Source organism: Longimicrobium sp., from assembly GCF_036399255.1.
Classification (GTDB): Bacteria; Gemmatimonadota; Gemmatimonadetes; order Longimicrobiales; family Longimicrobiaceae; genus Longimicrobium.
In genome coordinates this window covers 38,889-60,538 of the sequence record NZ_DASWNM010000164.1, presented here as the reverse complement: position 1 = coordinate 60,538, position 21,650 = coordinate 38,889, and the positions used below count along the sequence as shown (strand labels likewise).

General features: G+C 63.5%; 15 protein-coding genes. 10 read left to right on the top strand and 5 right to left on the bottom strand.

The genetic code is table 11. The annotated features are described in order from the left end of the window. Positions 1 to 406 precede the first annotated feature (406 nt). On the bottom strand, positions 407 to 1,360 hold the full coding sequence (locus VGC13_RS31190) for a hypothetical protein (protein WP_331129263.1): 954 nt from the start codon (positions 1,358 to 1,360) through the stop codon (positions 407 to 409). A 454-nt stretch (positions 1,361 to 1,814) separates the two neighbouring features. On the opposite strand from VGC13_RS31190, the gene VGC13_RS31185 reads away from it, so the two are divergent. Continuing rightward, complete coding sequence (locus VGC13_RS31185) at positions 1,815 to 2,156, top strand: hypothetical protein (RefSeq protein ID WP_331129262.1); 342 nt, start codon at positions 1,815 to 1,817, stop codon at positions 2,154 to 2,156. Between the two features lie 52 nt (positions 2,157 to 2,208). Continuing rightward, positions 2,209 to 3,288 carry a helix-turn-helix domain-containing protein gene (locus tag VGC13_RS31180; RefSeq protein ID WP_331129261.1) on the top strand — a complete coding sequence of 360 codons (1,080 nt, stop codon included), beginning with the start codon at positions 2,209 to 2,211 and terminating at the stop codon, positions 3,286 to 3,288. 85 nt (positions 3,289 to 3,373) lie between these two features. Here VGC13_RS31180 and VGC13_RS31175 read toward each other — a convergent pair whose 3' ends face one another. After that, positions 3,374 to 7,834, bottom strand: a complete 4,461-nt coding sequence (locus tag VGC13_RS31175; protein WP_331129260.1) for a DEAD/DEAH box helicase — start codon at positions 7,832 to 7,834, stop codon at positions 3,374 to 3,376. 343 nt (positions 7,835 to 8,177) lie between these two features. Here VGC13_RS31175 and VGC13_RS31170 point away from each other — a divergent pair, with 343 nt between their 5' ends. From VGC13_RS31170 to VGC13_RS31135, 8 genes are all read left to right on the top strand, one after another. Next, positions 8,178 to 9,245, top strand: a complete 1,068-nt coding sequence (locus VGC13_RS31170; protein ID WP_331129259.1) for a site-specific DNA-methyltransferase — start codon at positions 8,178 to 8,180, stop codon at positions 9,243 to 9,245. Positions 9,246 to 9,429: 184 nt separating this feature from the next. Continuing rightward, on the top strand, positions 9,430 to 10,932 hold the full coding sequence (locus VGC13_RS31165; protein ID WP_331129258.1) for a hypothetical protein: 1,503 nt from the start codon (positions 9,430 to 9,432) through the stop codon (positions 10,930 to 10,932). An 8-nt stretch (positions 10,933 to 10,940) separates the two neighbouring features. Beyond that, positions 10,941 to 11,960: a caspase family protein gene (locus VGC13_RS31160; RefSeq protein WP_331129257.1), complete on the top strand. Its 1,020-nt coding sequence runs from the start codon at positions 10,941 to 10,943 to the stop codon at positions 11,958 to 11,960. Between the two features lies 1 nt (position 11,961). Then, complete coding sequence (locus VGC13_RS31155) at positions 11,962 to 13,719, top strand: hypothetical protein (protein ID WP_331129256.1); 1,758 nt, start codon at positions 11,962 to 11,964, stop codon at positions 13,717 to 13,719. A gap of 436 nt (positions 13,720 to 14,155) precedes the next feature. Further along, positions 14,156 to 14,461, top strand: a complete 306-nt coding sequence (locus VGC13_RS31150; RefSeq protein WP_331129255.1) for a hypothetical protein — start codon at positions 14,156 to 14,158, stop codon at positions 14,459 to 14,461. Continuing rightward, on the top strand, positions 14,461 to 14,811 hold the full coding sequence (locus VGC13_RS31145) for a hypothetical protein (RefSeq protein WP_331129254.1): 351 nt from the start codon (positions 14,461 to 14,463) through the stop codon (positions 14,809 to 14,811). The genes VGC13_RS31150 and VGC13_RS31145 overlap by 1 nt, the downstream gene beginning before the upstream one ends. Next, on the top strand, positions 14,808 to 16,175 hold the full coding sequence (locus VGC13_RS31140; RefSeq protein ID WP_331129253.1) for a ThiF family adenylyltransferase: 1,368 nt from the start codon (positions 14,808 to 14,810) through the stop codon (positions 16,173 to 16,175). Before VGC13_RS31145 ends, VGC13_RS31140 begins: the two co-directional genes overlap by 4 nt. 528 nt (positions 16,176 to 16,703) lie before the next feature. Then, complete coding sequence (locus tag VGC13_RS31135) at positions 16,704 to 17,420, top strand: restriction endonuclease (RefSeq protein ID WP_331129252.1); 717 nt, start codon at positions 16,704 to 16,706, stop codon at positions 17,418 to 17,420. 45 nt (positions 17,421 to 17,465) lie between these two features. On the opposite strand, the gene VGC13_RS31130 is transcribed toward VGC13_RS31135, so the two are convergent. The 3 genes from VGC13_RS31130 to VGC13_RS31120 all read right to left on the bottom strand — a co-directional run bounded on the left by VGC13_RS31130 (position 17,466) and on the right by VGC13_RS31120 (position 21,509). Continuing rightward, positions 17,466 to 17,984, bottom strand: a complete 519-nt coding sequence (locus VGC13_RS31130) for a hypothetical protein (RefSeq protein ID WP_331129251.1) — start codon at positions 17,982 to 17,984, stop codon at positions 17,466 to 17,468. Between the two features lie 529 nt (positions 17,985 to 18,513). Then, positions 18,514 to 20,448, bottom strand: a complete 1,935-nt coding sequence (locus VGC13_RS31125; RefSeq protein WP_331129250.1) for a poly-gamma-glutamate hydrolase family protein — start codon at positions 20,446 to 20,448, stop codon at positions 18,514 to 18,516. 392 nt (positions 20,449 to 20,840) lie between these two features. Then, positions 20,841 to 21,509, bottom strand: a complete 669-nt coding sequence (locus VGC13_RS31120; protein ID WP_331129249.1) for a hypothetical protein — start codon at positions 21,507 to 21,509, stop codon at positions 20,841 to 20,843. Positions 21,510 to 21,650 lie beyond the last annotated feature (141 nt).

Here is a 21,650-nt window from a genome sequence, read left to right as displayed (position 1 = left end):
ATGTGCTTGCAGTAGTTGCGACTCTTGCCCCGGGGGGCATGCCAAGAGTTGCTGGATCAGATTGGAGTATGCCTCTGCGCGGAATTTGTTCATAATCGATGAGCTAGGTCTATGGTCATACAGTCAATAGACTGGGCACGATAAAGCGTATTTTACGAACGGGCAAGATTTGCTGACTCCAACCAGTGCGAACCGGCGCGCCGCGCACGGTCTCGGCGGCGCTCACTGGCATCTGCTCCACCGCCAGCCTGCGGCTTCGTTTGGACATTCAAGCTGCCTAGCCTTCTCGGTGGTCTACTAGCTTCGGTAGCGGCCCAACCGAAAGTCGGTGACTCCGTCCGGCGCCGCGGAGTTGGCTCTTCCGGTTACATCGAGGAGGAGTTTGTGGTGTGAATTGAGCTGCCTGCTACGGACCTTTGATTTTCTTGCCGGCTGACTGTTCTGGTTTGGTGTGTACGCGTGACTCAGGTGTCACCGGCTTTCCGGTCTGAACAGGGGTTTCTGCCGGAGGGTTCACAAGGGAGAGATTCCCGACTTTTTCTCTGAGTTCCTGAATCGAACGAAACCGGAACATCCGGCACCGCCCCTCAGTGTCGAAGTATACAAAGATTCCATTCGCTTTGATCGCCTCAACTGGGCTTGCGCTGCCACCCTTCTTGTCGTCATCCAGCGCAGCGTCCTGCACGCACGTCAGGTATTCCGACAGAATGCGGAGTTCTACTCCGCGGCCCCCCCCGACGAGGGACGAGAGGAACGGAGCCAAGAGTTCGGTTTCCTTCCGAATGCCGGCGGGGCCAAGCGGTAGGGTTACGTACGGCGCGAAACATAGCTCTGCCGACAGCAAACCGTTTTTGGCTGCCCGACGCGTCTTCCCGTATGCGAACCAGTGCGCATCGCGGGAAATATTGTACATCTCCATGTCAGCATCTTCATTTTCGATCCACTTCCCCTCTTCATTCGGGCGATGTTTGCTCACCCGTTGTAGGACGCGCACCTTGTGAGGTTTCACATTCGGGTCGATCTCTTTTTTCCAGCCACCCAACCTGCGTTTGAATTCAACGATGAACCCCCGGCCACCGACAGCGACGAGGGCGTCGCCGAACACGTAGTCGCGCTGTGAGCCAGCGTAGCTGCTGAACGTCGCGTGGGTTCGTTCGGGAATCTCTAGCGGCTTTAGCGGCTTGGGCGCCTGAGGATCCCCGAACAAAGCCAGTAGCCTGGCCTTCGCGTTCTTCTGCGATTCTGCCCAGCGTGATTCCCACGCCCGTAGAACGTCGTCCTGGCCAATGGCCATTCCGAGTGCGAGGCCGAAGCTGGACAGGTAGGAGCTTTCGTACGGGGAATCTTTCTGGTCACTCATTGATCGGCCTTCAGGAGGTTGGACTATTCCCTGGGTGCGCCCGGATGAGCGCACCCTCGTCTCAGACGCTTTGAGATGGGATCCGTTTGAGACGACGTGTGCCCGGGGCGCACATCTCATACCTACACCGTTACGGCCGCGGCAAGCTCTTGATTGCTCTGGCACTGGAATCGAGTGAGGCCGCATGCCTTGGCGCGTTCCGCAACGCGCTCAACACCTGATTATCCCGGCGCTCAAGGATGAGCGCCTCCGCGGGCTCGCTGGTTTGGGGCATTTCGTATGATCCAAGGCCGCGCGGGAGTACGTGCTGCGCGTCGTCTGCACAGCCTACTTGCGGAGCGTTTCATAAACCCTTAGGGTGTACACTCGCTGCCCGCGGAACCCGCGGCGTCCACGGTGACGACGCATTAAGATGTAACCCCAAGGGTGAAACTTTTCTTGCGGTAGCAGGTATATGGAGATACATTTCAAGACGCGGAAGCTGAAAGCGACGTGCGAATCCGCGAAAGAGTCCGACCGCGCGTGGGGGAAGCAACGTGCGGCGGTGGTCCGCCGAAGGCTCGTGCAGCTCGCATCGGCCGACGACCTCGGGGTGATCGAGACCGTACCGCCTGCACTCCTGCACCCCTTGAAGGGCGACCGGAAGGGGCAGTGGGCGGTGGACGCCGTTCCTCCTTTCCGCCTGATCTTCGAGATAGCCGACGACCCGGTCCCGCTGTTGGACGACGGCGGAGTAGACAAATCCCGTGTGACTGAGATCCGCATCTTAGAGGTCAAGGACTATCATGGACGCTAAGCCGACGACCGGCTTCCGCCCGGATTACGCTGTTCCACCTGGGGAGACTCTTGTGGAAGTGCTCGAGGCGAAAGGAATATCGCAGAGCGAGCTTTCCGAGCGCACCGGCCGGCCAAAGAAGACGATCAACGAGATCGTCAATGGAAAGGCGGCTATCACACCGGAAACCGCCCGCCAACTCGAGTTCGTGCTCGGCATTCCTGCGTCTTTTTGGAATTCGCTAGAGCAGAATTATCGTGCGGCCCTCGCTCGCATTGCGGATCGCGAGCGACTCGCACGGGATGTGGACTGGCTGAAAGATGTTCCGGGTAGAGCTCTGGCGAAGAGGGGATTCGTTGATTTGAAACCCTCCAAGATAGATCAAGTGGAGGCGCTTCTCTCGTTCTTCGGAGTCGCGTCAGTCGATGCTTGGCGGAATCTGTGGAGTGGCTTTGAAACGCAGGCAGCATTCAGGAAATCGGCTGCTTATGAAACAAAACTTGGTGCTGTAGCGGCTTGGTTGCGGATAGGCGAGATCAAGGCGAGCACGATCAATTGTCCTCCATACGATCAGAACCTGTTTAAGAGCGCGCTACGAGAGGCGCGTGCTTTGACACGGGAAGATCCCGAGGTCTTTTGTGAAGCGCTCATGCGAAGTTGTGCTTCTGCAGGTGTGGTGGTCCTGTTTACCAGGGAACTACCAGGCCTTAGAGTGAGCGGTGCTACACGTTGGCTGAGTTCCACAAAAGCATTGATTCAGCTCACGCTGCGCTACCGAACTAATGACCAGCTTTGGTTCACATTTTTCCATGAAGCAGGACACATCCTGCTGCATGGGAAACGTTCTGTCTTCATAGATGAGATGGGAACCGAAGCTGATGCACAGGATGATTTGGGAGTAGCGACCGGAAAACCGGAGGAGGAAGCGGAGGCAGACCGATTCGCAGCAGATTTCCTCATCCCGTCGGATCTCTATGCCAAGTTCCTAGAAAAACAGGACTTGAGTGGACGTGCAATCACAGCGTTCGCAAACGAGATTGGTATTGATCCAGGGATTATCGTTGGTCGCCTCCAGAAAGAGAAACGGTTCCCGGGAGGCTACCGGACTGCGCTCGTAAGTCTGAAGAAAACCTATCGGTGGGCCGACGAGTAGTCTACGATACATTGCCGTTTGTGAGCGGCCCGCCCCGCGCTGTCGCGGAGCGGGCCGCTCACACAATTTGCAGCAGCCGATCAGATCAACGCTGGCGAAGCTCTCCTTCCACATCGCCGATCCGGACTACACCTGCAGGCTGGCAGAATTGCTCGGCGTACCGTTTGATTAGAAGCGATTCATTCAGGATATCCGAATCGTTCGATAGGTGCTCTACCAACGAGCGAGTGACAAAGACTACCAGCTTGGCCCGTGCCCGCGAAGCCATCACGTTGAAGCGCCGCAGGTCGTAAAGGAACTCCTCTTCCGCTGCAATCACATCTGGATCTCCGAGGCCGAAGGACGCGAGAATGACATCACGTTCCTGACCTTGGAATCGCTCGACCGTATCCACCGCAGCTCGTACCTGCGTCGCGGGATCCCCTGGGAAGAGTGCCTGAAGCCGACCGGCGATCAGGCTCATCTGTGCACGGTGCGGGACGACGATTCCGATGCCACGTCGCCAGAATTCAGCCGGAGCATAGGGTGCGGTCGGTTCCGGAACCGGGACAACTTGATTATGGGCATTGAGCTCGTTAGCCAGCCCACGATGGAGATGCCGCCGAAGAAGCCACACGAGCGAGGCCACGGCATCCGCTTCGAACGGATTGCTCTGCGCGCTCATCTGATCATCGTAGACCACGCATACCGCAGGATGCTCGGGATTGAGCAAGCGGTGGAAATCGTCGCTCCAGGGGAGCTGGTCCGGCCAGTCGGCGGGACGGGTGCTCGGCACATCGTGCCGGATCCTGAGCGCTGGCGAATGCGCGTACAGGTGTGCATCATAGCCGGCCGAGCGGGTGAAATCGATCAGCGTTGAGTTCGAGCGGAAGCTCGCATTCAACGGGACAGGATCCACGTTCTGCCGCCTCCGGATGTAGTTGTACACCGAACCGACCACGGCCTCGAGGCCTTCCGGCGGCACTGCCTGGTGGATCGGGGGCAACTGCAGGTCGTCGCCGGCGAGAACGCATCCGCCCCCTCTAGCACGCGTGGAAAAGACCAGGGTTGCTGAAGCCACATCCAACTGGGACGCCTCATCTACGACCATCAGGTCGAACCACTCTCGCTGTGTATGCTGCGCGGTAGGCTTTCCGCCCCCCGCGGTCGCCAGATTGTACATCTGCTGCGCTGGAGCGCCGACGATCACGATCTCTCTCGGCCCCGGCTGCTCCAGGCTGTTCCGCAGCGCCAAGGCGGCTGCACTGGGCTTGCTTCTGTTGAGTTCGATATTCTCCACATCCGGGTACGTAGTCACAAAGTCGTGCTCGACCGCCCGGTAGCTGCTCTGCACGCGCACAAGCCTGTATGGGCGTTCGCCCTGCGCCGGGATCAGGGTTCGGAGATCGTCTTGCAAGCGCAGGAGCAGGTTGTCCACCGCTGGATAGGTGTTGGCGGAAATCAGGAGCCGTAGTGGTTTCTCGTGTGCAACTGCATCCAGAACGGCTCCCAGCACCAGCGCACGCAGCGTGAAGCTCTTTCCTGTACCTGGAGGGCCCCAGATCAGCGTGAGGAGCTGGCGCAGTCCCGTTTCCCATGCCCCCCACTGGTCCGGCATGAGAATGCGTCCGTGGCCTGCCAATGCAGGTTCCAATTGGGCACGTAGTGCCACTACGTCTCTGCCGCTCGGTTCTGTTGCTAACTGTTGAGCGTCCCACAGCACCTCGGCAGCAGGCCGCACGGGAGCGGTGCCTGGCTGAGTGTTGCGAGGGAGCCCAAGCGCCTCGAGTGTGCGATCGTCATGCAGGGCGATAGCGGGATTCCCGATTCCAGCCAGGGTCAGCCGGACCTTGCTTGTCAGGAAATCCTGGTGCACGGGATCGAGAACGATGTCCTCATTGAAGTCCAGCCGCGCACCGGTGGTGCGATCGCGCGCGGATCGCGCGAGAGCGCGGATCGCACTGCGACCCCCTAACCGAAGGGCGATCGTTCCATTGGTGCGATCAATCGCTTCGACTGTCACCTCGGTGAGATGAGCTTGCTCGATCGAATCGCCCCAAGCCTTGATGGACGTGCCCTGTGTGAACAGGTAGGGATGCTGATCCAGAAAGCCCGCGGCGCCGCGAGGCGAGAGCGCGTAGCTGAAGTCTCCTGGACGCGCGTTGAACTCGCGCGAGTCCGCGTTGAGTTCGTAGACGAGGAGGTTCGGTCCAGGCGCAATCCCGTTCGGGACCGAGTTGGACAGCGCTGCGAGGGCGGTGAGTCGCTCAGTACCTCGGAGGCGGCGAACCAAGCAAGCGGACCGGAAGCGTGCCTCCCGCTCATGCGGAGGCATAGCACGCACGCGATGCACCTCGAGGGATTCCACCGCAGCGTTCAACTGGGTGAATTCCGCCCACAGGTACCCCTCAGGGGAAAGGCCGGTCGAACGCGGCTGCCTCTTCGGGAGATTCGGCGCCGAGAGACGTGACAACTGCCCCCGCAAGTGGCGCTCCAGTGAGGCGACCACCAGACCCAGTGCGTATATCTTCTTACGATTGGTCGCCTCGATCTGCTCCCCATGTTCGCGGCGGTATCGGGATTCGCGGTTCAGATCCCAGTACTCATGGATTCGCTCGGCGGGTACCAGGTTGCTCATGGACTCTGTATAGAGCGGATGCAGCGAAGGCGCACCGAGATTTGTGGAGTTGAACGTCCGGGCTACCTCGATCAACGTGTAGTGATAAGGGGTGGGCAGAGCAACTGTGTTCTGCACCACGTCGTGGACCAGCGTGAACGGGCTTCTCCGGGATCCGTCGTCAGGGTTCGGAAGGAGTTCGGGAGGTGGGAACAGCCACGCGAGGTGGCGAATTCCGGGATCCGCCACGATGTCTGCGAGGTAACGCGAAGCCAGGCGGACGAAGTGCCGGTATTGCGCCTCGTCCCAGAGATAGATCTGGTACGTGCTTTTGGTTGTTTTCTTGTCGCGGCGGCCAGCTAGAGTGTCTTGCTCATCCTGACTGGCCACCCACTGGAGAATTCCCTGCAGGTGACGCAGGAAAGCCAGGAACTCGCGCTTCTCAGCGCGCCCCGTGCGATCGTCCGCGAGCCAGACCTCTTGACCTCCCGCGTTGCCGCCCCACCGCCGGACCTCCCCCTGCTGCCCAAACGGACGCGGCTCGTGCCACTTCGCACGGCATCCCATTGCGACTGTCCTGGCCGTCGCGGGATCGTAGTCGATGAACAGGTACAGCCGCAGCGAAGGCCATTGCGGCATCAGTGCGTCACCACCGCTGTCAGGGATCACGCCCGCGAGGGCTTGCTCAAGAGCGTGCGCACGATACGGATAAATCGTACGGCGTGCCTTCAGGCCGTGATGCTTCTGCAGCGCCATTTGCTGCGTTTCAGACGAGCTACCCCCGGGTGCCAGCAGGGCCAGCACAGGAACATCAGGGACATCGTGGGCGCGGAGCACTTCGCTGGCGCCACGCGTCAGCCCGACGACGCGCGAAAGGTGGTGAGTGCGATCGGCGTCGGGCCAGCAGTGTCGTGGGTCCTGCGTCGGAACTCCGCCTTTGCCGCGGATGTGGGGATCACCGAGGAATTCGCACCCCTTGCAGCGGAAGCTGACGTGGTAGGGCAGTTCTTCCCAGGGGTGAGTGAGGAGCGCCGGAAGACGTGTAGCAAGCAGTTCCCGGATTCGCGGTGCATAGGCTTCGACGGCCGCGATCTCCAGATCAGACTCGAAGGCGGCCGACAACTCGGGCGCGGTCGGGACCCGGCCCGCTGCCGCCCAAGCCCTCGCTTGCGTCACCAGGTGCGAATCATTCGTAGATCCCGGAAGCACCGCCGGCGCAGCTACCACCGCGTATTCGTCAGCAAGCCCGTGTTCTCGCAGCCATGCTGCGAGCGCCATCGAATAGAAAACCACTTCCGCAAAGTAGTGAGCGCCAGGCTCACTGGTCATCTTGATGTCTGCCACCCTCAGCCGCTTCCGCGTGTCGGTGACGGCATCCATCAAAACGGTGCTGCCGTCCGGAAGGACTTCCTCGCGAAACCGGGGCGACACGGTAGAGTCGTCAATGACGTGCTGGGCGAGCGAGGGGAGGACCTGAATGAGGTCAGGCTGGAGGGAGCTTATGCTCAAGCTGTTTCCGTAGACATCCTGAATATCCTGAAGCCCAACAGATTGCCGGAAGATGCTCGTATCGCCTTCGAACTCCGCTTCCACCACGAAATCATAGGGGTTCAGCGAACCGAGTACCTCCGCGAGCGGGAGTGGGTTGGGGCGGCCGGATCCATTTGTCGCGGGGTTGATGTGAACACGATTGTTGCCGAAGATTGCTCGGATCTCCCGCACTCTCTCGTCCTGGTGCTCGTACCCCGCGCGTCCCACCAATCCCAGCCCTGCGCGGCCGACCTGGCGCGGCGGCATACCGCTCCACTCGCGCGCGAGATCGTTGTAGAGGTACAGTACGAACTGCCGCTCGCACCCAACGCGGAAGAACAGAGATAGCGCGCGCTTGCTCAAACGAAGCGAGGGAGCACGGCTCACCGGCGGGGTGACCAGGACGATCGGCGAAGGCATGGCGGGCTATTCTGATGGAGCACAACCGGGTAGAAGCACACAATATAAGGGGAGAACCGAAGTTTCTGGAGTGTGTGGCAGTCCCGGATGTACATTCAGTCATCTTCAGCCGTGCTTTTACATCCAGCGCCAGCCCCCGCCCTCTCGACGAGTCGACGAGCCGCTATTAGATTGTTGCGCCGTGAGGCGCGACCCACCTCGCGTCTCAACCGGATCAGCGGAGAACGGACGGGGGCAGCCCAAGCCCGCCGTCCGTTCCGCTCGTCGAGCCGTCTCGGCTCTCCCACCATCCATTAGGCATCCAGGCATGGCTGCACGCCAGAAGCTCCGCCCCAGCCGGACGATGTACATGGCTGCCGGCGACGCGCGCCGACTGCCTCTCTCAAACTCCTCCGTCGACCTCGTGGTCACCTCGCCTCCCTACTGGCAGAAGCGGGACTACGGCTTCCCCCAGCAGATTGGACGGGAGCGAACGGTCGAGGAGTACGTCGCCTCACTCCTGAGTGTGTTGAGTGAGCTCCGGCGAGTGCTGACCGCCTCCGGTTCTGTGTTCCTGAACATTGGAGACACGTACGTCGACGGGAGCTTGGCAGGCGTACCTTCCCATCTGGAAATCGCAGCTCGCCGGGCAGGGTGGCTCATTCCCAACCGGATTGTTTGGGCCAAGCCATCAGGGATGCCCTCTCCGCACCGCACGCGCCTGGTTGCGCGTCATGAGGCGATCTTCCACCTGACACCGAACGCGGATTACTTCTACGATCTAGACGGCTATCTGCAGTCCATGGACGATCGGGTTGACTCGGGAGATGTGTGGACGATTCCCTTACGCCCCAACAAAACACGGCACCTGGCGCCGTTTCCGCCTGAGATCGCGGAGCGAGCGATTCACCTTGCCTGTCCCCGACGCGCATGCGTGCGGTGCGGCCGGCCGGAGCGTCGGCGCGTAGAGGCCACCGCAGAGCTCAACCCCGCACGACCGCAGGCTCGCCGTGCGATGGAGCTCGCGCGCGAGCGAGGGATCACCGACGACCACATTCGCGCCATCAGAGCCACGGGGATCTGCGATGCCGGCAAAGCTCAGCAGTGGCAGACTGGGGCCGGGAAGAATACTGACCTGATCCAAGTCCTCGCTGCTGAAGCTAAAGAGAAACTGGGAGGGTATTTCCGTGAGTTCACCTTCCCGTTGCGCAAAACCGTGGGATTCCAGCCGTCATGCCGCTGCAGGCAGGGCATGCGCCGCGGAATCGTCCTCGATCCCTTCGCCGGAACGGGTACATCCCTCCAGGTTGCCGCCTCGATGAAGCGGATCGGAATCGGTTTTGATTATGAAGTAGAGCACCTCCAGTTGGCGGAAGCTCAGGCAGTCGGTGCGGAAGCCATCCCCGGAAATGCCGGACATGCTGCTGCTTGATGAGGTGTGCACCGCACTGCTGTTGGCGAGAGGAAGTAAGCGCGGCAGCCGGCCGGCCGCTGCACCGCAGGGGGGGCGCTCGGACCCGGAGCGGAGTGCGCCGGCCGACACGCTTGCCAACGGCCTGTTACCGCTTTAATACAGGAGAATAGAATTCGTCCCCTCCTCTGCTGCCCATCCCATCATGCCCGACGTAAAGCTTCCTCCTGAACACTTCCTCGACCTCGTGGACGGCCGGTTCGCGCAGACCACGACGGCAGACCTCGACAACGTATTCCAGCGTTTGGATGCCCACCCCGGGAAGCACCTGGTGGTGCACTTTCACGGTGGGCTGGTGTCGCGCGAGGGCGCGCACGCTTCAGGAAGCGTGCTCTTGGGCACCTACCGCGACGCCGGTACTCATCCTGTGTTCTTCGTCTGGAACACAGACCTGCTTACGGCCGTGGGTCGCAACCTGGACGAGATCGCGAAAGAGCGGGCGTTCCGGCGGCTGGTCCTTCGCGTGGGGCAGTTGGTGCTGGGAAAGCTCGGGGAGTCGTTGCTCCCGCCAGGCGCGCGCAGCACGGAGACGCTGGATCCTCCCTCTCTCAAGGATCTGCCTCGGGAGGACGACCTGGAGGCGCTGGAGCGGGCGCTGGATGATCGTGCGGCTGCTTTGCGTCCTGATCTGTCACGACTGGACGAATTGACGCCCCAGCAGGAGGAGCAGGCACGGCGGGAACTGGCGGCGGACCGTGTGATTAACGAGGAGGCGCAGAGGATCGCCGCTGGTTTGCGAAACCCCGCTGCCATCGAGGCCGAGTTGCGGACCCGCGGCTCGTCAACTGTGCGGGGCTCCACCACCACGCTGATGTCGGCTAGCATCCTCCGCGAAATCGCTGAGGAGACGCCTGAGCCGGGTGCCCGAGGCTTCGCCACCCTTATTACCCTGGCCCGCTTTGGGGCGAAGGTGGTGCAGGCGGTTGTGCGGCGGTACAGCTCCGGACGGGATCACGGGCTTTACGCCACCGTGGTCGAGGAGGTGCTGCGTGCGTTGTACATCGACAACGTGGGCGTGCTGGTGTGGAACGCCATGAAGAACGACACCCTGGACTCGTTCGGGGAGGATGGCGCCGTCCATGGCGGCACCGCGTTCCTGGAGCGCTTGGCTGCACACTGGCCGAAGGAAGGGCGTGTGACGCTCGTGGGGCACAGCACGGGAGCTATATACATCGGCCGCTTTCTCGAAGCTGCCGACCGCGTGCTGCCGGAGGACTGCAAGTTCGATGTCGTCTTTTTGGCTGCGGCCTGCAGTTTTCCCTTCCTTCACGAGCGGCTGGACCTGTTCCGCCGTCGCGTGGCCAACATCCGCTCCTTCGGGCTCTCCGACGAGGCGGAGCGGGCATACTGGGAGTTCCCGCCGGTCATGAAGGGCTCCCTGCTGTACTTCGTCTCCGGCGTGCTGGAGGAGGACGAGCCGGATATGCCCTTGGTGGGGATGCAGCGATACTTTTCGGCCGAGGGCCCGTATGACCGCCCTGACGTTCGCGAGGTGGCGGCGTACCTGGGGCCGGACGCGCGCGTGTGGGCCGGGGTGGACGACCCGCGTCCCGGCCGGCGCTGTACCGGCCCCAAGCACGGCTCCTTCGACGATCAGGACGAAGCCATGCGTGAAAGCCTGGCGCACATCCTCCAGCACGGGTTCTGACGTACTCTATGCCGAACACCGAGGATTTCGCCCTGGTTGTTGGCATCAATGACTACCGGTCGTTGGATGCTCTGGACGGGGCCAAGAATGATGCGAACGCCTTCTTGGGGTGGCTGCGGAGTCCTGTGGGGGGCGACGTGCCGGAGGAGAACGTCGGAGTCTTTCTCTCCTCCCCAGAGCCGTGGGCCCCGGGGCTGGAAGAACTGGTGGATTGGATGATCGACCTGGTGGCAAGGCGGTCGCCGGGGCTGGATCAGCGGATCGGGCGGCGGCTGTACCTGTTCATGGCTGGCCATGGGATCGGCCCCGACGTGGATGAGGCAGGACTCCTGGTCCCTACCACCTCGGCCGTGGCTGTGAAGTACCTGGCGGGAAGCCGGTACGCCAACTTTTTCCGCGCTGCCGCGCTGTTCGACGAGGTGCTGCTTTTCATGGACTGCTGTCGCGACCACGACTGGGAGCTTCCCGACGCATACTTCCCGTTCCGCGCGCGACCAGACCCTGCGGCTGCCCACCGGGTGAAGATCCTGTATGCGTTCGCTACGGGTTTTGGTAGGAAGTCGCGTGAGCGGGTGTTCGACGAGGGCGATGGAAGTGTTGGGGGCGTATTCACTCGTGCCCTTTTGGACGGCTTGGCCTGCAAGGCAGCGGCGCCTGACGGGCGGATCACGGCGGAAAGCCTGAAGCGGTACGTGGTGCGGCAAGTGGAGGCGCTACGCCTGCCGGGAACGGACCAGCGTCCTGACGTACGTGTAATCGATGACTTTGTCTTGCGTCAGGGTTGTCCCCCGCCACGGGTGACGGTGGTCGTCGAATTAACCCGGCCGGATCTCGGCTTTACTGTCCAAGATGCTGGGAACCGCATGGCCTTGGTGGACATCGCGCCACGCCAGCTGGACGGCGGGCAGATAGCAGTGGACCTGGTGCCCGGCCGCATTTACGTCTTCCGGGTCATGGAGGGCGGCCAGCAGGTGGCGGAAGACAGCTTGGAGGTCACGGAGACGGGGGATCACCATGTCCGCTTATGAGATGCCCGGCGCCACCGCCCTGCTGATCTGTGAGCCAGGCGAGGCCGAGCACGTGGAGGTGGCGATCTACGATGGGCTGCTGCAGCCCCTTCCCCTGGCATACAACCTGGGGCGGGTCGAGGTGCAGGTGGTGCCCGGCGCGTACAAGGTAGAGTTCCGAACCGGCGCACAAACGCGCTCCCGCATCGCTGTGGTGGCGGAAGGGGAGGTGCGTGAGGTATTCCTGGACGAGCGGCTGCCTGTTGCGTCGGCCGCGCCCATGGACGGCAGCAGCACTAGCCACGAGTACCAGATGGGCCCTGCCGCCCGTGAATCGCGGGAGCCGCCCCTCCCTCCGCCACCTCAGCAGGTCGGGGGAAGCCACCTCTTCCTGTTCGTCCGTGACCACGAGGAGGAATCCTGGTCCGGCGAGAACCCGGCTGCCGGGCTCTCGCTGCACCGGCTGGACGGCAGGCTGCTGTACGACCTTGGGCGTGCCGGCGCCCGAGACGACTCCCACGGGCGGTACGACGCCCAAGGTCACTGGACGTCGCTGCACGCCGATCTGGATCCCGGCGTGTATCTCCTGCGGCTGGAAACCGCGACCAAGGGGGTCGTGCAACAGGTGGTGCACCTGTGCCGAGGGTGGCAGACGCAGGTGTTCCTCCTCGCTCGCAGCTACGGTCGTGGGCACGAGCGGCGGCGACAGGCGGACCTGGCCCGCGGATCCGTGTTTATGGCGCCAGCGGGGGTTGGCTTTCGTCCGGCGGAACGGCAGTTGTATCTGACGGAGGTGGCGCTCAGAGCCTTGGCGGACGGGCGGGCCGTGCCGGGCGCGGAGCGCACACAGATGATGGGGGCGAAGTTCGAGAACCCCATGTTGGGGCTATATGGCGCCTTCCTGCATCTGCGGCGGCCCCGGATCGACCCCGATCTCATGCGGACGGTGTTCCACAACCTGTTCTGGATGCTGGGGTGGCACCCCGATGTGCTCGCGTTGGGATGGGCGCTGGTGGCGCGCTGGGCCATAGAAGGCCACTCGGAGAAGGCACTTGGGGACATTCGTTGGGTCGTGGAGAACGCCGGTGCGATGAGGGTCCCGCCCATGCTGCGGACGGCGTGTGACGCCGTGACGGCGGCCAGCTTCACGAACCCAGGTCTGGTGGCGCCGGACTCGCTCGCGGAGCGTGTCACGTCGCGAATGTTGCTCTCCGGTCCTTGGCTGCTTTGGACCGCTACGGCTGACGAACTCCGTGAAACGCCGCTGCCGCCCGCAGCAGCTCCGTCAGTGACCGACATCCTCGAGAACCTCCGGCCACAGATGACGACCAGGAGGAGAAGGGACAAAGGTCGCGCTACCGTGAACTCTATCCGGTTTGGAGAGGCGATACAGGAATGGGAGGCGGTGCGCGGTCCCGATGACCCGTTCTCGTCGGTTGGAATTGGTATAACTGACCGTGGTCCTGGAACTGTGCTGGCCCGGCTGCAGCGGAGCCTGGACGAGGTTTCGCACCGTTTGCAAGTTCAGCCTCACATTGCCAAACGCTTGGTGGACGATCCCTCGCTCACGCCCCTGGAGCGCCGTGTAGTCCTGGCGGCGTTCCCCGAGGCAGACCCCCTTTTTGGAGCGATGCTTCGTCGGGGATCGCCAGGCATGACGGCGCTCCTGCAGTCGACTCGTCCCACGGCGGCCGACCTTGCCGCCTCGTTGGGCGCACCGGCGGGGACGCTGTCGCGCGCCGTGCTGGCCATCACGGATCGGGTGTACCGGCTCATGTGAGCGCAGATAGGCGGGCTGATGCTTAAGCAGGGCCGAGCGGGCACCCGCGCGGCCCTGCTGTTCTTTGGGGAGGGGGTTTGTCCTCCGGAACCTGCAGACGGCCCGCAGCGGTTCGATCCGGGCATGATGGGCTCACGCTCCTGAGTGGTATCTCCACCTATTCCTCCCCGATACATACGCGTTCACTGCTGGACGTTTTAGTCCGCCGCTCGGTTACGACGGGCGCGGAGCGATGCACTGCGTAATTTTCAATTCACCCCAAGGGTTATTGCTCACGCTTGACCGCAGAGCCCGCCGGCGCTAACTTCGTCCGTGTCGATAACCCTTAGGGTTACGACTTCTGCCAAGAGGCAGGATAATCCGGCGCCGGAGCTGGCAGGTGTGCGATCCGGTGCCAACCACGACCCGCTCTTTGGCGGGCGACACGGAGGCATGAATGAGCCAGGAAGTGAAGCAGGGGGGTGTGTCCCCCGGGAAGGAGAAGGGTCGTTCGGACGAGCACCGCCAGGACGAGGTGGAAATCGTCATCAACAACACGCCTCGCATGATCCACCGGGGGCACCAGGCCGAGCAGGAGATCAAGCGCGTGGGCAGCGTGGCGCTGGCGGACGAACTGGTCCAGATCGTGGACGGGCAGCTCGTAGTGCTCGCCGACAGCGCCGCGGTGGTAATCAAGGGGGGTGAGCGGTTCCTGAGCCAGCCGCGTGACAGCGCGTCCTCGCACGACGACGGGAGGGCGTGATGGCGCATGCGGAAGAGCAGGTCAGGGAGCTCGCCGCCCTCTTCCCGGATGTGCAGCAGGCGGATGAAGGCGGGGTCACGTTCTACATGATCCCCGCCCACCGGCTGCCGGAAGGCTGCACCCCGGGCGAGGTCGATCTGCTGCTGTGCCCGGCGGCGCGGGACGGATACCCCTCCAGGCTGTACTTCTCCGCCCAGGTTCAGAGCGGAACGGTTCTGAACTGGAACGCGGTGCACCACATCCTCGGCCGCCGGTGGTACGCCGTGTCGTGGAGGACCCGTGAGGGGCTGCGCCTCGCGCAGATGGTATCCGCCCACCTGGACGCGGTTCGTCCGCGGAGGGCGGCATGATCGCCACGGCCACGCGTACCGAGCCGCCGCTCGGCCCCGTGCGGCTGCGGATTCAGCGCGAGCTTTTCGACCGCATGAAGCGCGACCTTACGCGCCCGCACCCCCACGCTGCTGAACGGGTGGGTTTCCTGTCAGTCGCGACGGGACGAGGTGAAGCGGGCGAGCATGTGCTCCTTGGCTGCGCGTACGATGGTCTCGACGACACGCGGTACCTCGAAGACGAGCACGTCGGTGCACGCATCGACGGCCGGGCGATCCGCGACGCGATGCAGCGGGTCCTGGATACCGGGCACGGCATCTTCCACGTCCATGTCCATCCCCACTCAGGGGTGCCCGGCTTCAGCGGGACTGATCGGCGGGAGCAGCCGCGGCTCGTCGAGAGCCTTGCGAATGCAGGGCCGAACCTCGCTCACGGCATGCTGGTCTTGAGCGAGGACGCCGCTCACGCGTGGGTCCGGCTGCCCGGGGAGCTGGAACTGGTGGTGCCGGCAGAGATCTCGATCATCGGTGACCCCATGGCCATGTTCTGGCCCGGCGAGGTCCGCGGGCACGGGGACGGACGGTTCTCGCGTCAGGGTTTTCTCGGTCCCGACGCTGAGTACATCCTCGCGAAGGCACGCATCGGAGTCGTAGGGATGGGTGGCGGGGGCTCTCACACCGTCCAGCAACTGCTGCATCTCGGGGCGCGGCGCCTTCGCGTCTTCGACCACGATCGGACCGAGTGGAGCAACCTCAACCGTATGGTGGGCGCCACCGTCTGGGACGCGGAGGAAGGCACGCGCAAAATCGGCATCGCCCGACGGATTGCGGCCGGGTTGCGGGCTGACGACGAGTTGAAGGTGTTTCCCGAAACGTGGCAGGATCACGCGGATGTGCTCGCTGGCTGCGACATCGTGCTCGGCGCGGTGGACACGTTTGCGGGGAGGCGGGATCTGGAGGCATTCTGCCGGAGGTTCCTGATCCCGTACGTCGACATCGGCATGGACGTGCATGTGGTTGATGGAGAGCCGCCGCGCATGGCGGGGCAGGTGATCGTCTCCCTTCCCGGAAACCGTTGCATGCATTGCCTCGGGTTCCTCACCGAGGAGCGATTGGCTCGCGAGGCGGCAAACTACGGCGCAGCCGGCGGGCGGCCACAGGTGGTCTGGCCGAACGGGGTGCTTGCTTCGACTGCGGTAGGAATTGTCGTCGATCTGCTGACGGGGTGGAGCGGCATTCGAGATCGTGAGATGTTCCTCTCCTACGACGGCAACCGCGGGACTATCGGACCGCATCCGCGGTGGCCGTACGTCGGTTCAGGCCCGTGCTCCCACTATTCGCTCTCTGAGGTGGGCGAGGCCCGTTTTCGAGCTGTGCTCAGGTGATCTTGCCAACTAGGTGGATGCAGAGAGATCCTCGGGGCCCTATCGTGCCCGGAGGATCTCTCTGTTGTGACTAAGGTCTAGGTCGGCGGCTGCGTGATCGATGCGGGTGAGGCGGTCACGCCAGACTTGCTTGCCGGTCGCACAGCGCGACATTAGCCTGACACACCAAAAGATTGCGGATCGGTATAGCTAACTACAGGATGTTGTGAGGACGGTACGCTTTTGCCGACGGTATGCCAGTCGCGGCGGGTTTGCGCCGGTCCAGGCTGCTGCCGTTGCGCATGTCTTGGTGGGCACTGCAGCCCTAGCGGGGAGATGGTCTTGATGAGAAGCGACCGAGCCGTGCGTCACTCCGAGTTCGATATCGCGTTCGACAGCGGCGATGGATGGCACCTGCGTGGTGATCGGCCACGCCGGCTCGTGTCTGCGAACGCTCGCGCTTTGCTGAGGACCATGGCCGGGCGGGAAGCCCAGCCCGGCAAGTGCCCGTTCTGCCGTACGGCCATGGCTGATTGCGGAATTCCTGCCGTGGATCCCGAGTCGTACATGGAGGGGGACGGTGACCTGATCGGCTTTGGGCTGCAGATGTGTTGGCGATGTGCGTACTGGAGATTCTGGTCTGCGAACTACGTCTGCATGGACCCGTCACTTTACGCTGTTGCTACCTCGGTCGCTGGACGGTTCTCGCCGGACCTCCCGGAAGGCTGTTCCGTCGAACTCGCACGAGCACTGCGCCAGTGTCCCAGACGGTGGCACGCGGTCACGCCTCCGGCCCTGGAGCGGTTTGTCGCGGATGTCTACCGGGCGAACCATGCCCTCTGCGAGGTCCAGCACGTGGGAAAGACGGCCGACGGTGGGGTCGACGTAGTGCTGATCACCGGAGGCGGGAGTCGCACGCTCATCCAGGTGAAGCGGCGTGCGCTGGACACAAAGCATGAGCCGGTCTCGACGATTCGTGAGCTCCTCGGCACGCTTGTGCTGGAGAACGGGAAAACTGGCATTGTCGTCAGCACGGCGACGGCGTTTACCAAACCAGCCGTACAGGCTGCCGCGGACGCGAGGCGGTGGGGCTACGTAGTGGAACTAGTCGATCGAGGCACTCTCGACCGTATGGTGGGTCCGCTGGTCCCTCGGCGTCCTTGGGGCGAGCTCTTCGGGTTGCCGGAGCTTGGTGTCGTCTCCGGCCTTATCCAGCCTCTGGTCGAAGAATCCTTCCAGCCTGATCAACTGGCGTTGTTCGAATAAATCGGCACGCCGACGTATGGCACCTCCGGAGGGGACCCGTGTGCCTCAGGTTCCGGGGTCCCTTCGCGGGTACGCCTGCTTCAGACGCGTGATGATCCCACGCAACGACTTCTCCACAACGTACGCTGCCCGCAAGACAAGTTCTGGTTCGACGACCAAGTGGCCATCGTTGATCCCCAACCCCTGGAATCTCCTCATCCACTGTCCCCGGATACGGCGCTCCACGTTGTCGTTCAGCATCGCTATCTCACCGTTGGCGTGCGCGACTGCCGACCGGACATCATTCAGCATGCGCATGAACTCTTCTGATTTCGCATCATCGAACAGCGGCACCTGAAGCTTATCTTGGTAATAGCGGACCGCGTTCGAAATGAAGTCTCCTCGCTTGGCCCTTAGAGAATCCGCACCCTCCTCTGACGGGAGCCACTTCGCTTCCGGGAGACGCTTAACTACTGACTCGAACACGGCAAAAAGCACGAACACGATTCCATAGAGCTCCAAGCGGGGTAGTTCGTCCTCCAGCAGGTAAATCTCGTGGAAACGCCGTGTCGCGCTCGACCTCATCGTCCCCAAAGGGGGATTGCTCCAGTTCGGACAGCACGAGCGTGCGGATCTCGTCTGGAGTTCCGCTGAGTCGCTTGAGGGCGAGTTCGGCGTGACGGCGCGCCACCAGTCCCTGCGTCGCGATGATGGCATAGCGCAGATCGAAATAATCAAGACGTGCCATAGGTTTCTGCCGAGTGCCGTTGAGTGGATGTGGGCGGGGTTGATCTAGACGGGTAGACTGGGTGGGTTGGGAGAGGTAGAAGGTGGGGTTCTGCGCCTGTTTTCCGCCGCGGATTCTGAGGCCTTTCTCGACCTTGTCCGTGACAGAATCGTGACAGAAAGGTGTCACGAGCATGGAGGGGATGGGGCATTCATCCCGGCCAGTGGTACGAGCAACGCACCACGATCGCCTGTGCGGCGTTCATCGGTTATGCGAAGGCTCTCGCACTGAGAAAGCCCGGCAATACCTGTCTCTTCACCAGCACGAGGAGCCCGGTACCCACCACGTCATGGTCGTCGATCAGCACGATCCGCAGCTCCCCGCACTTCACTTGCGCCGGATCGTATGCGGTGGCCTCGCAGCCGGGGCTGGCGACGTACCCGCGGCTGGCGACATGCCCAGGGCGATCGGATCGGTGATTTGCTCGCCGGAATGCGGATTCGCCAGCCCGTCTCGCAGCGCAGCCGCGTACGTCTCCGCCACCACGCGCGCCACGAGGTCGAAGCCGAAGCCCACGTACTCGGGGTCGTCGTTGGACGACTCGCGCGCGGCCACCGACTGCTCGATCTGGATGCCGCAGCTGCTGAGCCGGTTCACGATGTTGTCGCGGCTGCTGCCGCCCAGCGCGCTCCCCGGCGCCGCGATCGCCACGCGAACGTCGTCTGGCGCTTCCCGTAGCCGGCTGGCAATCTGCTCCTGCAGCACGTGCAGCTCTTCCGTGCGGTTGAAGCCCTTCGCGTTCTTTCCCCACGCATTCCCCCCGATCAGGATCTCTGTTCCCGGAGGCAGCCCGCTCTCGCGCGGGGAACCGTCTCCCCGGAATCCGTGGAACGATACGGCGTAGCGAAAGGGCTGCATCACCTTCTTCAGCATCGGGAAGGAGTGCTCGGAGATGTCCGCGGAGGTGATGTGCCACCTGGCGGAGGCTCCGCCCCCGGCTCGATACCCCTTGCAGGTCCAGCACTTCACGCCGTCCACGCCCGCGATGTTCAGGTCCATTAGCCGCTGGAGCATCCGCTCTGCCTGCGTGTCAGTGTGCTCCTCGATCATTCCCCCGTGCGGAGCGATGACCACCAGGTCAGTCCCCGTGCCGGAACCGGTCAGGTGCTCCGTGAATTCCGCCGCGGGAAGGATATCGACCACGCGGCGGTCCACCGTCGCGGTGATCACGGGGCCGGAGAACGACGCGCCGATGCGTTGGACCCCCGCGTCCGACATCTGCACCAGCCCCGGTTCGGCGCCGTGCGTCCCGGTCACGGTGTACAGGGCGTAGTCGGCCGCGCTGCGCCGCACGCGGAGCTGGAACCCCCGGCCAGCCGCCAAGCTGTCGATCGCGTCCTGCATCTCGCCGTCGCCGTTCAGCGCGGCTAGCACGTTCGGCGACACTAGGCAGTGCTCGGCCGAAAGCGGGCCGCTGGTCCGGACGACGGTGACGCCGGCGGTCGCGCTGCCCAGGTTGCTGTCGCCGGCCGGGTTGGCGGACGCTGCGGTGTTCAGGTCCAGGGGAAAGGGAGTGACGATGCCCTTGAGGATCTCGGTTCCGGAGGGGCACTCCCGCCGGTACTGCCAGACGTCGGCGGCCGTAAATGCCCCGTTCGCCCAGGGCGGGAGCTCGCCGTCGGGGATCCTGCAGTCCGTCGCTTCCGCGTCGCGGTACACCCAGAACCGTACGTCTATGCCCGGCACGCTGTCCCTGATCTGCTGGGCCGCGTACGCGGAGCAGTAGATGCCCGGGCGGTAGCTCCTTTCCCCCGCGAGCGTTCTGATCCAGCTGGAGGCGTACGCGATGGTGTTGTCTCGCAGCCGGTCGCCGTGCGCGGGGTCGGGAGATACCCCCTGCTCCACGTCCAGGTACAGCACCGTGCCGGGTGGAAAGCCGGCGCGGCGCGCCAGGGTCACGGCACTCTGGCCGGGGCCGGCCCGTTCCGCTTCCACCGCGTCGGCCTCCCCCTCGCGCGCGGCCTGCGCCAAGTCGGCCGAGATCACCTCGTCGGGGTCGTCGGATCCCCTGAAACGATCGTGGGACTGCTGGCGCCCGTAGTAGATCGGAAGCGGACCCCACCCGATCTCCTCCAGCTCCTGCCGGGGACCGGTGGGGTTGCCGTCGGGCATCCAGCTCGTGTTCCCGGGGAGCGCAGCCCTTCGGCTCGGGGCAGGGGCCAGGTAGAACCCGACGCACCAGAGCGGTGTGCCGGACCACCACTGCTGCATGATGCTCTTGCCTGGATACGCGTAGCAGTCGAAGCCGAAGAAGCGAGACATGGAGATCCTCCTGGATGGATTGGGCGCCGGACCGGAAGCTCCCGCGCCCGGCCCACCTGTGCACCAGGGATGCCCCGGGTTTTGTCGTTTGAGGACGGTAATAAAACTGTTGCGCACGCTGAAAGTTCGTGGCGTTGTCGCAGTTGCAGAGGCAGCCGCACAGCGGCAGAGGTACCTCACCTGAGACAGGCGTGTCTCGGACGGTGAGGTGGCGCGGCAGCCAGATGCCTGCTCGTGAGAACTTCCGTGAGAAGCAGGTGGTTGAGGCGATGAATAAGCAGTCGTCCAGGCGCCTCTCACCAGCGCATGCCGGCCCAAAGGTGTCCTTCGTTTCTACTGCCCCGGCATCTCCCTAGTAGATTGTCCGTGACAAAACTCGTGACAACTTGGTGTCACGGGCATGGCCGGCATGGGGTACCCATACCGGCGGCTGGGGTGTCCACCATGCGACGACGACCGGCATCGCTCCTCGTTGTGAACTCGAAGGCGCCCTCACTGAGGAACCCTCGCAATATCTGCTTCTTCTGCCGCATCTGCACCAGGCCAAAGCCCATCCCCCACATCCCCGTCGACATCAGGTTCATCCCGATCAGCCCCGGGATCACCCAGTCGATGTAGCGCCCGCCCGGCCGCCGCTCGCGGTCGTGCAGGGTGGGAACGCGGTCGGTGGAGCCCGCCGCGCGCTGCACCACCCGGTCGGCGATCAGCTGCGCGCTGCGGCTTTCGGCGCGGGCGGGGTCGTAGCGGTAGGTGAGCGCGTCGCGGCCGGCCAGCAGCACGGCCACGTCGCCCCTGCGGATGGCGCGCTCCGCCGAGTCGGCGGGGAGCATCGTCACCTCGACCTCCTTCGAGGCGGCCAGCGCGGGGGCGTAGCGCTCGGCGATGGAGCCGCGCTCGATCCCCACGGCGGCGCGGTCCGCCGGCCGCTCGCGAAAGGCCAGGCCCAGCCCCACGGCCATCATGATGGGGAACCCGAAGGTCCAGAACAGCGCCTCGGGCTCGCGCACGAAGCTGCGGATGCGCGCCAGCGTAAGCTCGCGCAGGGGACTGGGACCGTGCATGCCTCGGAGTGTCTCTGGCGGGAGAAGATTCGGAATCCGCGACGACCGCCGCCCTGATGCACGGGGCTTGCCGCGTCATCGTGCGGTGCAACGACTACACCGATGCGGAGGTAATCGCCGGACGGTAGCGCACGGCTCCGA